This window comes from Caballeronia sp. BR00000012568055 (genome assembly GCF_029439455.1).
In the GTDB taxonomy this organism is placed as follows: Bacteria; Pseudomonadota; Gammaproteobacteria; order Burkholderiales; family Burkholderiaceae; genus Caballeronia.
Map to the genome: position 1 here is coordinate 1 of NZ_JAQFVG010000247.1, position 14,619 is coordinate 14,619.

Here is a 14,619-nt window from a genome sequence, read left to right on the forward strand (position 1 = left end):
TGGTTTCTGGAGAAGGCGCGCGACTATGCGAGCGAGCGCAAGGTATTCGGCCGCCCGATCGGCCAGAACCAGGGCATTCAGTTCCCGCTGGCTGAGTCGTACATCGAACTGGAGGCAGCGAATTTGATGCGCTGGCGCGCCTGCGAAAAAATCGATGCGCGTCAGAACGCGGGCGTGGAAGCCAACATGGCCAAATACCTGGCGGCCAAGGCAAGTTGGGAAGCCGCTAACGCCTGTTTGCAGACACATGGCGGCTTTGGCTTCGCGTGCGAATACGACGTCGAGCGCAAGTTCCGCGAAACACGCCTGTATCAGGTCGCGCCCATTTCCACCAACATGATTCTCGGACACGTGGCCGAGCACGTACTGCAACTGCCGCGTTCCTATTGATCGAATGGAGGACATGATGGACTTCTCCGAATCCTTCGATGCCTGGGTTGGCCGCAGCGAGGTCAGCGCGGACACCATCACGCAGACGCCCGTTCGTCTCATGCAGGCGATGCTCGACTCGGCCGATGCCGCTTCGATGCCCGCAACGCTGCCGCCGCTGTGGCACTGGCTGTACTTCCTGCCGGGCGAGCGCCAGTCCAATATCGGCACGGACGGCCATCCGAAGCGCGGCGGTTTCCTGCCTCCCGTCACGCTGCCGCGACGCATGTGGGCGGGTGGACGCCTGCAGTTCCTGCGTGCGCTTTCCGTGAGCGCACCGGCCCGCCGCGTCTCGACGATCAAAAGCATTCAGAGCAAATCAGGACGCAGTGGCCATCTGGTGTTCGTGACCGTGCTGCACGAGATCGCCGATTCGGAGGGCGTCGCCATCCGCGAAGAGCAGGACATCGTCTACCGTGACGCACCTTCGCCCGGAGCGGCCGCGCCCGAACCTGCGCCCTCGCCCATCGATGAGCAATTCGGGCAGACCATCTCGCCCGATCCCGTGCTGCTGATGCGCTATTCGGCGCTGACCTTCAACGGTCACCGCATCCACTACGACCGTCCGTATGCCATCGACGAGGAAGGTTATCCCGGCCTCGTGGTGCACGGACCGCTGATCGCCACGCTGCTCATGGAAGCGCTGCGCCGCGCGCATCCGGAAAAAGCGATCCGCAGCTTCGAATTCAAGGCCGTCAGTCCGGTATTCGATACCGCGCCGTTCAGCGTTAACGGCAAGCTCGAAGGCGACACGGCGCGATTGTGGGCGCGCGGTGCTCAAGGCCAGTTGGCCATGCTGGCCAGCGCGCAAATCGAATAAGCGGAGACGAGACTCGCCATGTCGGAATCACACCGTCCGGGACCGCTCAGCGGCCTGACTGTCATCACGCTGGAACATGCGATCGCCGCGCCGTTCTGCACCCGTCAACTCGCGGATCTGGGCGCTCGCGTCATCAAGGTGGAGCGCCCGGGCAGCGGCGATTTCGCGCGTGCCTATGACCATCGCACGCGCGGTCTGGCCTCGCACTTCGTCTGGACGAATCGCTCCAAGGAGAGCCTTACGCTCGACCTGAAGCAGCCGGCCGCGCTGGAAGTGCTGGCCGAACTGATCGCCCGGGCAGATGTGCTGGTGCAGAACCTGGCACCCGGCGCGGCCGCTCGCATGGGCCTCTCGTGGGACACGCTCCACGCGAAATATCCCGGATTGATCGTGTGCGATATCTCCGGCTACGGCGCGGACGGTCCTTATCGCGACAAGAAGGCATACGATCTGCTGATCCAGAGCGAAGCAGGCTTCCTCTCGGTCACCGGCACGCCGGACGAGCCTTGCAAGGCCGGCAACTCGGTCGCCGATATCGCCGCTGGCATGTACGCCTACACGGGCATTCTGAGCGCGCTGCTGCAACGCAACCGCACGGGCACCGGATCGCATGTGGAAGTCTCCATGCTCGAGGCGCTCGGTGAGTGGATGGGCTTTCCCATGTACTACGCCTACGACGGCCAGCATCCGCCGGGACGCAACGGCGCGGCGCACGCCACCATCTATCCCTACGGTCCGTTCAAGGCGGGCGATGGCAAGGTGGTCATGCTTGGCCTGCAAAACGAGCGCGAGTGGAAAGTCTTTTGCGACGTCGTGCTGCAATCTCCTGAACTTGCCGCCGATCCGCGCTTCGACGCCAATGTGCGACGCGTGGAGAACCGCGCGGTGCTGAAGGAGGTCATCGAAGCGCGCTTTGCGGACCTCACCGCCGAGGACGTGATCGCCCGCCTCGACGAAGCCCGGATTGCAAACGCCGCCGTCAACGAAGTGGGCGATCTGTGGACGCATCCGCAACTGCAGGCGCGTGAGCGTTTCCGTTCCATCGATTCACCCGCAGGCCCATTACAGGCGCTGCTGCCGCCCGCGACCGTCGATAGCTTCGATGCCCGCATGGATGCGGTGCCCGCGCTGGGCGCGCATAGCGTGAATATATTGCGCGAACTGGGTCGCCCGGACGCCGCGATCCGGCAACTGCAAACCGATGGAGTGATCTAAGCTATGTGCGCAACCATTGCCTCTGCCGTGCGCCATGCGCGCAGTCTGCTGTTCGTGCCTGCCACGCGGCCCGAGCGCATTGCCAAGGCGCTGGACTCGGGCGCCGACTGCATCATCGTCGATCTCGAAGACGCCGTGGCAGAGGACAGCAAGGACAGTGCGCGCGCCCATCTCGCGCAGCACCTTCCGCAACTCACGCCCGCGCAACGCGCGCGCACTGTGGTCCGTGTGAATGCCGCTGGCACGCACTGGCACGCTGCCGATATCGCGCTGTTGCGGGATTGGGCCGGGCAGGGCGTGGCCGTCATGCTGCCCAAGTCGGAAGATCCGGCCGCATTGCGCGGCGTAGCGAACGCGCTCGGCGAGGCGGCGTGCATCGTGGCGCTGATCGAATCGCTGCGCGCTCTCGATGCAGCCGATGCGCTCGCGCACGAACCACACGTGGCGCGGCTGGCCTTCGGTCATCTGGATTTTCAGCTCGATCTCGGCATGCACGCCTCGCCGGAGGAACCCGAACTCGCTTTCGCGCGTAACGGGCTGGTCGCCGCGTCGCGTCGCGCCGGGTTGCCGGCTCCCATCGACGGCGTGACGACCGACACCGGAGACGCCGTTCGCCTGACGGCAGATGCGCGGCGCGCGCGGGCCTTCGGCTTTGGCGCGAAGCTGTGCATCCATCCGGCTCAGGTGGCCGGAGTGAATGAGGCGCTGGGCTATTCCGATGCCGAGCGCATCTGGGCGGAGCGCGTACTCGAAGAGGCCGCGAAGCGCGGCGGAGAAGCCTTCTCCCTGAACGGCCGCATGATCGATTTACCCGTGATGCGCGCAGCAGAAGCGATCGCCGCAACCACACGCAACCGCGCGCAACTGACGTCATAGACCTGGCACGATGAATAGCGAAAAACTCTCAGCACAGTACGGCCCGCGCGAATCCATGGAGTATGACGTCGCGATCGTGGGCGGCGGTCCCGGCGGCCTCGCCACGGCGATACGCATCAAACAACTGGCGGCCGAAAAGGGCGGCGACGTCTCGGTCGTAGTACTCGAAAAGGGCTCCGAAGCGGGCGCGCACATTCTCTCGGGCGCGATCATGGACCCGCGAGCGCTGAGCGAACTCTTCCCGGACTGGAAAGCGCGCGGCGCGCCACTGAATCAGCCCGTCACTGACGAGGCCTACGTGTTTCTCGGCCAGAAATCGTCGATGCGCGTGCCCAATATGTTGCTGCCGCCGTTCGCTCACAACCACGGCAACTACATCATCAGCCTGAGCGCGCTGACGAAATGGCTTGCGGAACAGGCCGAGTCGCTCGGCGTGGAAATCTTTCCCGGCTTCGCTGCGGCAGAACTGCTCTACAACGATGATGGTTCCGTCAAGGGCGTGGCGACCGGTGACATGGGCATCGGAAAGGATGGAGAGCCGACGGAGAACTTTCAGCGCGGCATGGAACTGCACGCGAAGTACACCATCCTGGCCGAAGGAGCGCGCGGACATCTCGGCAAGCAGGTCATCGCGCGTTACGGGCTCGACGCGGGACGCGACCCGCAGAGCTTCGGCATCGGCATCAAGGAGTTGTGGGAAATCGATTCCGGGCGTCATCGGCCTGGCTTCGTTGCTCATACGGCTGGCTGGCCGATGGACAACAAGACCTATGGCGGAGGGTTTCTTTACCATCTGGAGGGCAACCGGATCGCCGTGGGATTCGTCACGGGTCTCGGCTATTCGAACCCGTATCTCAGTCCTTTCGAGGAATTCCAGCGCTGGAAAACCCATCCCGACATTCGCCGATACTTCGAGAACGACAAGGGCGAGATCACGGCAAAGCGCTTGTCCTACGGCGCGCGCGCGATCAACGCCAGCGGCATCAATGCCTTGCCGAGGTTTGTATTTCCGGGCGGCGCGCTGGTGGGCTGCAACGCGGGCTTTCTCAATGTCAGCCGCATCAAGGGCAGCCATGCCGCAATCAAGACGGGCATGCTGGCTGCCGAAGCCGCCTACTCCGCGATACAGCAGGGACGACAGCACGACGAGCTTGCGGACTATCCCGAAGCCTTCGAAAAAAGCTGGCTCCATACGGAACTGAAGAAGGATCGCAACTTCAAGAACTGGTTCAAATACGGCCTTTTAGCGGGCACGGTGATGAACGGCTTCGAGCAGCTCGTGTTGCGCGGCCGAATGCCGTGGACATTGCGTCGTGACAAACCCGATCACACATACCTGAAAACCGCCAGCGAATGCGAGCCGCTGGTGTACCCCAAGCCGGATGGAAAGCTGACGTTCGATCGTCTTTCCAGCGTATTCATCAGCAATACGAATCATGAGGAAAATCAGCCTGCGCACCTGACCTTGAAAGATTCAGGCGTGCCCGTGAGCGTCAACCTGGCCCGCTACGCGGGGCCCGAGGCGCGCTACTGTCCGGCTGGCGTCTATGAATTCGTGGACGACGAGACACAGGGCGGCAAGCGGCTGCAGATCAACGCGCAGAACTGCGTGCATTGCAAGACTTGCGATATCAAGGACCCGACGCAGAATATCGTCTGGGTCACGCCGGAGGGTGGCGGCGGCCCCAACTACTCGGGGATGTAGCACTGGGGCGGCCGCGAAGCGCGTCGAAGCCGCCCGCGATCACTACTCGATGGCACACAGGCGCATCAAGTCGGCGGCCTTCATCGTGGGGACCATTTCACGCAGCGTTTTCAGCAGTTTGCTTGCCTGCGCAGCTCCCAGCACGTCGCCGGTAAGTTCCATGAACTTCTGGTCCTGCTCTTCTTCGGACATGGGATGCGTGTCGGTGCCGATCGGGTCATCGACAAACACATGCTCCGTGCTGCCGTCCTTGAAGGTGACGGTCACATCGGCGACGAACTTGCCGGGGTATTGCTTTTCCAGCGCGGGCGCTTCGGTGATCCGAATGCTGCGCGCCATTTCGATGACAGGTGCAATATCGATCTCGCCGGCCAGATAGTCGCGGTGGATCGCGTAGCCGTTGCCCTTGCCGAGCAGCGCGAATGCCGCCTGTATCGGCAGACTGAACTGGACGTGCTCGATGTTCCTCGGTTCGTAAGCGTTGGCATTGGCCGCGCCGACCACGACGTTGAAATGCGGCGTGATCTTCAGATGCACGTCGGCGATCTGGTCGCGGCGCGCAGCAAACGGGCGCAGTGCGTCGATATAGGCATGCGTGCAATAGCAGGCGCAGTAGGCCTTGAGCCAGACTGTACGGATCTCGAACCGCCGATCCGCTGCAAAGCGCTGCGCGGCGTCATCGCTGGCGGCGCGTTGCAGAAAGGTACGGAAGAATCCTTTATTGCCGCTCAGAAACGCGCGTGGTCCCGTGATGCCGGCCCTGGCCATATCGGCGGCGGCCATGCCATTGCGTGTACCGATACCCGCATGAATTCGTTTGATCGAGCCGCCCGTCGACGTGTATTCGGTGGTGCCCGAGACATGACTTAACGCGATCGCGAGTGCGTGCAGCGTGGTCTCGGCATCGAAGCCGCGCAGCTTTGCCGCGACCGCGGCGGCGCCAAGATTGGACAGCGTGCAATGCGGGTGAAAACCTCGCTGCAGAAGATCAGGCGACGCCAGCACGCCGACGCGCGTATAGACCTCGTAGCCCGCAACCATTGCGGTGATCACCTCTTCGAGCGACGAACCCAGCTCTTCGCCAATCGCCAGCGCGGCCGGTACGACGCAACTGCCCGGATGGCTGTAGCTGGGGCCGTGCGCGTCGTCGTACTCGAAACCGTGGCCGTACGAACCGTTGACGAAGGCGGCGTCCGGCGCACTCATGGTGAGGCCGGAGGCGCTCACGCGGCTCTTGCCCGGACGTTGCTGGGCAATCGCGTACTTCAGCAATTGCTTTGACCACGGCATTGTCGAGATGCCGATCTGCAACGCGAGTTGGTCGCGCATCAACCTGCTTACTCCGGCGCGCGCGGATGCGTCGATATCCTCGTATCGCAATGTCTGGATGAAGCGCACGACGGCCTGTTCCAGCGGCGGGCAACCGGGCAGCAAGTCAGCTTGCGTCTCTGGTGTGATGTTCATGTCTGTCTCCTGACGAACTAATATTTGTTAGATTAAGCAACGTGGCAGGGCACCGTCTATCGAGGCAATCGCGCTGAAGGAAAGTCCGGCTGTCGCTTGGTGCGCATTGCCGCCACGCCTTCTTTGACGTCTGCGCCGAGGAAGCACAGCATCTCCATGGCGAGCGAGTTATCGAAGATGGGTCCGGCCATGCGCATCCAGTTGTTGAGCGACTTCTTGGTGGCGCGGATGGCGGTCTGGCTGCCGCGTGCAAGATTTGCGGCGACGGCCAGCGATTTCACGAGCACATCGGCGCGCGGCGCACAGAAGGTGACGAGGCCGATTCGTTCGGCCTCCTTTCCATCGACGAAATCCGCTGTCATCAGATAGTACTTCGCCTTGGCCATGCCGCAGAGCAGCGGCCACACGATAGCGGCGTGGTCGCCCGCCGATACACCCAGACGCGCGTGGCCGTCGGTCAGGCGAGCGTCTTCCGCCATCACGCTGACATCCGCAAGCAGCGCCACGACAAGCCCTGCGCCGACCGCTGTTCCGTTGATGGCGGAAATAATCGGCTTATCGCAGGCCAGCATGTTGTAGACGATATCCGAGGCTTCCTTCATCACGCGCATGGTCGCTTCCTGGCTGGCCGACATCTCTTCGACCACCGACAGATCTCCGCCCGCGGAAAACGCGCGCTCGCCCGCGCCCGTCACCACGATGACCTTCACCGTGGGATCGTCGTTGGCCACGCTCCAGACCTGGGTCAGTTCCCAGTGCATTCTGTTATTGGTCGCGTTCATGACCTCCGGACGATTCAGCGTGACGAGCAAGACGCCGTCATCGTGGCGGTCGAACAGAAGGAACTGAAAGTCTTCGTATCGCATGCGTGGATCCAGAATGAAGTTAAACGATGGCGACTTATATTGAACTCGCCGGAATCAAGCGACGCAACGTGTGTGATGCACTCGTTCCGTACTTTGAGCATTGTCGGGAAGCGAACTGACGGAGGAATCATCGCAACGGGTCTGTTGTGATTCACGTTGATTCCTTCGATTTCAAAACTAACATACGTTCGTAAGGCTGCGGTGCACGGTGCCGAATGATTTAGTCAAAGTACGGAACGCGTCGATCGGCATCGTTGACACTCGATTGCGGCAGATCGCACGATGATCGCAATGACGAACGCATTGGCAGCGAGTGGCTGAAAGCAGGAGACGGTGATGAACGTGACGAGAAAGACCTTGCGCGACGCAATCGAAAGTTGGCTGACACCGAACGGGGCGATCCCGTTTCGCATCCATTTTCTGCGGCGCGCAGCATGCAGACGATGTGTGAGGATCGATGCCAGAGCGTCAACGGGCGACGTGGCGATCTGCTTCTTTCAGCACGACGACGGCGCGTGGCATGTATTCCCGCCACAGCCGCGTCAGGTGACGATGCGTATTGCGTAACGACTAATCGATAAGACCGCGCAGCCGTTCGGAGATGTAGTCGAGCCCGCTGCGGCTGCCGGGCAATACACCGATCATCATCAGAAAGCCATGCATCTGTCCCTGTGCACGAAGACGATGAACCGGCACGCGGGCCTGTTCGAGACGCTGCGCGTACGCTTCACCTTCATCGCGCAGTACATCGTGTTCGGCAGTGACGATGATCGCCTCGGGCAAGCCGGACAGATCGGCTTCCCGCAATGGCGAAGCGAGACTCGTCTGCCGGGCCGCATGGTCGGGCGCGTAGTGATTCCAGTAGCCCGTCATCACTTCCCGATTGGTCAGCAATTGATTCTCGGGCGCGAGGTATGACGGTCGATCGAACGTGCAGTCGGTCACCGGATAGACGAGCAACTGAGCGACGAGTGGCACTGTGCGCGCGCGACGGGCAAGCAGCGTCACCGCGATGGCGAGATTCGCGCCCGCGCTGTCGCCGCCCACGAGCATCGGCAATTCGGTGCCGAGCAGGGCGATCCGTTGCGCGGCGAGCCATTGGGTGGCCTGCCATGCATCGTGAACCGGCTGCGGGAACGGATGCTCCGGCGCTTTGCGGTATTCGACCAGCGCAACGGCGACGCCCGCTCCGGCCGCGATTTCTCGGCACAGCGGCGTGAATTCATCGACGCCACCGACAACCCAGCCTCCGCCATGAAAGTACACGAGCAATGCTCGCGGTATTTCGTCCGGCACGATGAGACGGGCACGCAGCATGCCGCCGTCGACAGGAATATCGAGCGGAACGATGGCGCGCACATCCGCGCCGGGAGACAGGATCGTGCTGATACGCGCAAACGCGGCGCGCGCTTCGTCCGGCGTCATCTGATGACGCGGCTTCGATGCCGCAGCGGCGAGCTTGTCCATGAACGCGCGGGTTTCGAAGTCGAGGCTCATGACTCAACGTTTTCGATACCCAGCACGCTCTCCACACCGCCGAACAGATTCCAGCCGAGCGCAGCAGTCGCGCCGGCATCCACGACGATGTTGGCGCCAGTTATCGCCGAGGCTGCATCGGACAGAAGAAATGCGATCGGACCGGCCAGTTCGCCGGGCGTGATCACGCGGCCAAGCGCGGTTTGCCGCGCCATCACCGCCGGATCGCGTTCGCCGCGCGCGTAGCTCGCTTCGATCACGGGCGTGCGCACCGGTCCCGGCGAAACCGCATTCACACGCACGCCCTGTCGGCCGAGATAGACGGCGAGCGAGCCGGCCAGATTGATCATCGCGGCTTTCGACGGTCCGTAGGCGAGGTGCGGCGTCGGCATCATTCCGGCGAGCGACGAAAGCATCACGATACTGCCGCGTCCGCGCGATGCCATCTGCAGTCCGATCGAACCACAGACCGCATACGCGCCGCGCGCGTTGATATCGAGAATCCGGTCCCAGTCCGACAGTTCGGTCTGCAACGGACCCTGCGCAGGCGGGATCACACCGGCCGCGAATACCAGTCCGTCGATTTCACCGCATTCACGTTCAATGGCGTCGATGCACGGCTGAATGCTGTCGATGTCGCCAACGTCGAGACGATAAGCACGTCCCCCGGTTTCGGCAGCCACGCGTTTCGCGGCGTCTTCGTCCCGGTCTGCCACGATCGGGTTCCACGCCGGGGCAAGCGACGCGCAGCATGCCGCGCCGATGCCGCCTGCGCCGCCCACCACAAGCACATTTCTGCGCATTTCCATAAACCTCTCCTCTGCGTTGCGGGGCGGCGCTTTCAGAGTTCGTTTGCGAGTTCCGGCACGAGCGCGAACAGATCGCCGACCACGCCGTAGTCCGCTACGCTGAAGATCGGCGCTTCGGGATCCTTATTGATGGCGACGATCACCTTCGAATCCTTCATGCCCGCCAGATGCTGGATCGCGCCGGAGATGCCGACCGCGATATAGAGCTGCGGCGCGACGATCTTGCCGGTCTGGCCTACCTGATAATCGTTCGGCACGAAGCCTGCATCGACCGCCGCGCGCGATGCGCCCAGCGCCGCGCCCAGTTTGTCCGCGAGCGGCTCCAGCACCTTGGTGTAATTCTCGCCGCTGCCAAGCCCACGGCCGCCAGACACGATGATGCGTGCGCTGGTCAGTTCCGGGCGATCCAGCTTCGTCACTTCACGGCTGACGAACTGCGAGGTGCCCACGTCCGCCGCTGCATCGATCTTCTCGACCGATGCGCTGCCGCCTTCCGCCGCGACCGGATCGAAGCCCGTGGCGCGCGCGGTGATGACCTTGATCGGATCGGTCGATTGAACCGTGGCTATCGCGTTGCCTGCGTAGATGGGGCGCTCGAAGGTATCGGCACTATCGACCGCCGTGATGTCAGAAATCTGCGCGACGTCCAGCCTTGCCGCAATGCGCGGCGCGATGTTCTTGCCGTAGGCGGTCGCCGGTGCGAGCACGTGCGAATAATCCCTGGCGATGTTCAGCGCAGTCGCCTCGACGTTCTCCGCCAATCCTGCCTCGAGCTGTGGCGCGTCGGCCAGCAGCACTTTGGAAACGCCTGCAATGTTCGCCGCCGCATCCGCCGCGCCCTGCGCTTGGTGACCCGCGACCAGCACATGAATGTCGCCGCCAATCTTCACTGCGGCCGCAACCGTGTTCAACGTAGCGGCCTTGAGCGACGTGTTGTCGTGTTCCGCGATTACCAGAATCGTCATGTCTTTCTGCTCCCTCTCACAGCACCTTGGCTTCGGTTTTCAGCTTGTCGACCAGCGTCTTCACATCCGGCACGTTCACGCCCGCCGCGCGCTTCGATGGTTCGGCCACTTTCAGCGTCTTGATACGCGGCGTGAGATCAACGCCCAGGTCTTCGGGCTTCACGGTTTCCAGTGGCTTCTTCTTCGCCTTCATGATGTTCGGCAGCGTCACGTAGCGCGGCGCGTTCAGGCGCAGGTCGGTCGTGACGACGGCCGGCAGCGTCAGCGACAGCGTTTCCGTGCCGCCGTCCACTTCGCGCGCGACCGTGGCACGACCATCGGCAATCGTCAGCTTCGATGCGAACGTCGCTTGCGGGAAACCGGCCAGCGCGGCCAGCATCTGGCCGGTCTGATTCGAGTCGTCGTCGATAGCCTGTTTACCTAGGATGACTAACTGTGGCTGCTCTTTTTCGACCAACGCTTTGAGCACCTTTGCAACGCCGAGCGGTTCGACGCCGTCGGACGACTGAACGAGAATCGCGCGATCCGCGCCGATGGCGAGCGCCGTGCGCAGTGTTTCCTGCGCTTGCACAACGCCGACCGACACGGCGATCACTTCGGTGACAATGCCCGCTTCTTTCAGGCGGACCGCTTCTTCCACCGCAATCTCATCGAACGGGTTCATCGACATCTTCACGCTGCCGATATCGACGCCGGACCGATCGGATTTCACGCCGACCTTCACGTTTGCATCGACCACGCGCTTGACGGGGACCAATACCTTCACTTTGCCTCTCCTTTCCGTTCGCATAGCCTTCACAGTGGCGGTTCGGTCGATGTAGCGTCAATCCCGCTCGCCCGATAGTTCCGTACTTCAGAAGGCTGATGATCAGCTTCGACCGCATCGAAATGCGCGTTCGAGATTTTGAAATTGGACTGTCTGCCTAACGCGCGTAAGCTTGATTGGACATTCAGGGAGACATTCACGATGCGTAACACTAAAGGGCCGCTTGCAGGAATCAGGATCGTGGAACTGGGCGGTGTCGGGCCGGTGCCGTTCTGCTGCATGCTGCTTTCCGATCTCGGCGCCGATGTGATTCGTATCGATCGCCCGCCGGGTTACGACGGCGGTCAGCCCGGCGATCCGCGCTTCAATCTGCTCAATCGCGGACGGCGCAGCGCGGCACTCGATCTCAAGAAAAAGGAAGCGGCCGACGCGGTCCTCAAGCTCGTCGGTCAGGCCGACGCGCTGGTGGAAGGGTTTCGACCGGGCGTCGCGGAGAAGCTGGGTCTCGGGCCGGATGCGTGCCTCGCAGTGAATCCCTCGCTCGTCTACGGCCGCATGACGGGCTGGGGACAGCATGGTCCGCTCGCGCAGGCGCCGGGGCACGATATCAACTACATCTCGCTGAGCGGCGTGCTGCATTCGGTCGGTGTGGCAGGTGGACCGCCCGTGATCCCGCTGAACCTGGCAGGCGATTTCGGTGGCGGCTCGCTGTATCTCGCGCTTGGCGTGGTATCGGCGATTCTCGAAAGCAAGCGCTCGGGAGATGGGCAGGTCGTGGATGCCGCAATGGTCGATGGCTCCGCGTCGCTGATGACGCTGTTCTACGGCATGCTCGCAAGCGGCTACTGGAAGGACGAGCGCGGCAGCAATCGACTCGACTCCGGCGCGCCCTGGTACAACGTGTACGAAACCCGCGATGGCCGCTGGCTTAGCATCGGCTCGAACGAAACGCGCTTCTGGCGCAATACGCTGTCGCTGTTGGACCTGCGCGAAGACGAGATGCCGGATCAGCACGATCGCTCCCGATGGCCGGAAGTGCAGGTGCGCTTCGCCTCGATCTTCCGCACCCGCACCCGCGACGAATGGTGCGCGCTCGCCGAGGGCCGCGATGTCTGCATCGCGCCGGTCATGTCGATGGCGGAAGCGCCGGATCATCCGCATTTGCGGGCGCGGCAAACCTTCGTCGAGCGCGATGGCGTGGTCCAGCCTGCGCCTGCGCCACGTTTCAGCAGAACGCCCGGCGAGATACAGTCGCCGCCCGCGCGGCCGGGCGAACACACCGATCAAGTGCTCGGCGATTGGGGATTTACCGCCGCCGAACTCGCCGCACTGAGAAAGACCGGCGCGATAGCGTGATGCTTCGTGCGCTTGCACCGCAGCCGATTTCGATAGCCCGAATCGGCACTTCAGAAACGGTCAGTTGGTTTGTGAAGCACGACGCTCTAAGCTCGTTTCACGATGAACGTGCGGCTGCTTCAGCAGACGTCAATAAATGGAGTGCAGACGAATGGCTAATTTTCTCGACGAATCGCAAACCATGTGGCTCGACACCGTGAACAAGTTCATGGACAACGAGATCACGGTCGAATATGTGCGCAAGTGCGATATGAATCGCGATTACCCGTACGAAGCGTATGACATGATCGCTAAACAGGGCTGGCTCGGCATTCTTATCCCGGAAGCCGAGGGCGGTTCGGGCGGCGATATTTTCGACTACTCGCTGATGGCCGAAGGTCTAGGCAAGTTCGGTTTCGACTTCGCGTGCTCGGTGCTGGTGCCGACCTTCACCGCGATGAACATCATCAAGTTCGGCACGCCGCAGCAAAAGAAGCAATACGTGCAGCCGTTTATCGACGGCAAGATTCGCTTCTCGGTATCGATTTCCGAACCCGATGCCGGTTCCGACGCCGCCAACACGAAAACGCGCGCGCGCCGCGATAGCAACGGCGACTGGATCGTCAGCGGCCAGAAGCTGTGGTGCAGCGGCGCAGCAGCGAAAGACACCGTGATCGCCATGCTGGTGCGCACGAGCACGGACGACAAGCACAAGGGTTTGTCAGTGCTTCTGATTCCTAACGATACACCGGGCATGGTCATCAACAAATTGCCGACGCTCTCGCGTCATGCCACCGGCACCACCGAAATCTTCCTCGACGAAGTGCGCGTGCCGGGCGACGCGCTGCTCGGCGAAGAAGGTCAGGGCTGGAAGATCATCACCGAGCATCTGGAGCTCGAACGCTGCGCGGTGGCGGCCGCATACACCGGTAACGCGCAGCAGGCCGTCGCTACGGCCACGCGCTACGCACACGAGCGCATTCAGTTCGATCACCAACTCTACGACTTCCAGGTCGTGCGTCACATGCTGGCCGACTGCCAGACCAAGGTCGATGCCGCGCGCCTGCTCTGCTATCGCGCCGCGAAATTGGCCGCGGATCATGTGCCGTGCAGCCGCGAGGTATCGATGGCGAAGCTCTACGGCTCGGAAACGCTCAAGGAGTGCGCGCTCACCGGCATGCAGGTGCTCGGCGGCTACGCGAATCTGCCGGAAGCCGACATGGAGCGCTATCTGCGCGAGAGTATCCAGTCAACGATCGGCGGCGGCACCTCGCAGATCCAGCGCACCATCATCGCCAAATCGATGCGCCAGTAAGGGCGAGGAAGCAAGCCAACGAAGCGAGCCAACGACGCGCCCTTCGAATTCAATTGATAAGGAAACCATAATGAGTGTCATCAACAACAGCATCAACATTCCCCTTGACGAACTGGAAGTCGGGCAGAAGTTCCGCTCACCCGGTCGCACGGTGACCGAAAGCGACGTGGTGATGTTCTGCATGTTCACCGGCAACTGGATCGAGATTCACTCGAATAAGGAGTACGCCGAGAAGACGCGCTGGGGCGAGCGCATCGTTCAAGGCATGCTGACGTTCTCGCTGATCTCGGGTCTGCTGCAATTCGGCCCCGCGATCCAGGCGAACTATGGCGTGGACAAGATGCGCTTCCTGAGTCCGGTGAAGATCGGCGACACGGTGTACGCGTCGGCGGAGATCATCGGGAAGAAGGACAAGGACGACAAGTTCGGCGTCGGCACCATGTTGATTCAGGCGTACAACCAGTGCGGCGAAGTCGTGCAGCGCAGCGAATGGAGCCTGCTGATGCTGCGCAAGCGCGCCGATCTCGACGCGCTGATCGCCGAAGCGCAACCCGAGTTCAAGGTCTGAGGAGCGTTGC

Annotated in this window: 15 protein-coding genes; 9 read left to right on the forward strand and 6 right to left on the reverse strand. The window is 62.3% G+C overall.

All coding sequences use genetic code 11. The features are described 5' to 3' along the window. The 5 genes from P7F28_RS12845 to P7F28_RS12865 form a co-directional block, all read left to right on the forward strand. On the forward strand, positions 1-390 hold a 390-nt coding region (locus P7F28_RS12845), incomplete at its 5' end, for an acyl-CoA dehydrogenase family protein (RefSeq protein WP_277184868.1). 13 nt (positions 391-403) lie between these two features. Further along, positions 404-1,249, forward strand: coding sequence for an acyl-CoA dehydrogenase (locus tag P7F28_RS12850; protein ID WP_370467309.1), 846 nt, complete (start codon positions 404-406; stop codon positions 1,247-1,249). Between the two features lie 18 nt (positions 1,250-1,267). Next, positions 1,268-2,464 (forward strand): CaiB/BaiF CoA-transferase family protein, encoded by a 1,197-nt coding sequence (locus P7F28_RS12855; RefSeq protein ID WP_277184869.1) that lies wholly within the window; start codon positions 1,268-1,270, stop codon positions 2,462-2,464. Positions 2,465-2,467: 3 nt separating this feature from the next. Then, positions 2,468-3,340 carry a CoA ester lyase gene (locus tag P7F28_RS12860; protein ID WP_277184870.1) on the forward strand — a complete coding sequence of 291 codons (873 nt, stop codon included), beginning with the start codon at positions 2,468-2,470 and terminating at the stop codon, positions 3,338-3,340. A gap of 10 nt (positions 3,341-3,350) precedes the next feature. Beyond that, a complete protein-coding gene (locus P7F28_RS12865; protein WP_277184871.1) occupies positions 3,351-5,045 on the forward strand; it encodes an electron transfer flavoprotein-ubiquinone oxidoreductase in 1,695 nt (564 codons plus the stop codon). A gap of 42 nt (positions 5,046-5,087) precedes the next feature. On the opposite strand, the gene P7F28_RS12870 is transcribed toward P7F28_RS12865, so the two are convergent. Continuing rightward, positions 5,088-6,509, reverse strand: coding sequence for an MmgE/PrpD family protein (locus P7F28_RS12870; RefSeq protein WP_277184872.1), 1,422 nt, complete (start codon positions 6,507-6,509; stop codon positions 5,088-5,090). 56 nt (positions 6,510-6,565) lie between these two features. Continuing rightward, positions 6,566-7,375: an enoyl-CoA hydratase/isomerase family protein gene (locus P7F28_RS12875; protein WP_277184873.1), complete on the reverse strand. Its 810-nt coding sequence runs from the start codon at positions 7,373-7,375 to the stop codon at positions 6,566-6,568. A 336-nt stretch (positions 7,376-7,711) separates the two neighbouring features. Between P7F28_RS12875 and P7F28_RS12880 the strand changes: the two genes are divergently transcribed. Next, complete coding sequence (locus P7F28_RS12880; RefSeq protein ID WP_277184874.1) at positions 7,712-7,942, forward strand: hypothetical protein; 231 nt, start codon at positions 7,712-7,714, stop codon at positions 7,940-7,942. Positions 7,943-7,945: 3 nt separating this feature from the next. Here the strand turns inward: P7F28_RS12880 and P7F28_RS12885 are convergent, their stop codons facing one another. The 4 genes from P7F28_RS12885 to P7F28_RS12900 are packed head-to-tail and all read right to left on the reverse strand — an operon-like array spanning position 7,946 to position 11,391. Then, positions 7,946-8,872: an alpha/beta hydrolase gene (locus tag P7F28_RS12885; protein WP_277184875.1), complete on the reverse strand. Its 927-nt coding sequence runs from the start codon at positions 8,870-8,872 to the stop codon at positions 7,946-7,948. Continuing rightward, on the reverse strand, positions 8,869-9,660 hold the full coding sequence (locus P7F28_RS12890) for an SDR family oxidoreductase (protein WP_277184876.1): 792 nt from the start codon (positions 9,658-9,660) through the stop codon (positions 8,869-8,871). Before P7F28_RS12890 ends, P7F28_RS12885 begins: the two co-directional genes overlap by 4 nt. Positions 9,661-9,692: 32 nt before the next feature. After that, positions 9,693-10,625, reverse strand: a complete 933-nt coding sequence (locus tag P7F28_RS12895) for an electron transfer flavoprotein subunit alpha/FixB family protein (RefSeq protein ID WP_277184877.1) — start codon at positions 10,623-10,625, stop codon at positions 9,693-9,695. A 16-nt stretch (positions 10,626-10,641) separates the two neighbouring features. Further along, a complete protein-coding gene (locus P7F28_RS12900) occupies positions 10,642-11,391 on the reverse strand; it encodes an electron transfer flavoprotein subunit beta/FixA family protein (protein WP_277184878.1) in 750 nt (249 codons plus the stop codon). A 201-nt stretch (positions 11,392-11,592) separates the two neighbouring features. Here P7F28_RS12900 and P7F28_RS12905 point away from each other — a divergent pair, with 201 nt between their 5' ends. From P7F28_RS12905 to P7F28_RS12915, 3 genes are all read left to right on the forward strand, one after another. Further along, a complete protein-coding gene (locus P7F28_RS12905) occupies positions 11,593-12,747 on the forward strand; it encodes a CaiB/BaiF CoA-transferase family protein (protein ID WP_277184879.1) in 1,155 nt (384 codons plus the stop codon). A gap of 151 nt (positions 12,748-12,898) precedes the next feature. After that, positions 12,899-14,041, forward strand: a complete 1,143-nt coding sequence (locus tag P7F28_RS12910) for an acyl-CoA dehydrogenase family protein (RefSeq protein ID WP_277184880.1) — start codon at positions 12,899-12,901, stop codon at positions 14,039-14,041. A gap of 70 nt (positions 14,042-14,111) precedes the next feature. Continuing rightward, the gene (locus tag P7F28_RS12915; protein WP_277184881.1) at positions 14,112-14,609 is read left to right on the forward strand and encodes a MaoC/PaaZ C-terminal domain-containing protein; all 498 of its coding nucleotides are present in this window, start codon (positions 14,112-14,114) and stop codon (positions 14,607-14,609) included. Positions 14,610-14,619 lie beyond the last annotated feature (10 nt).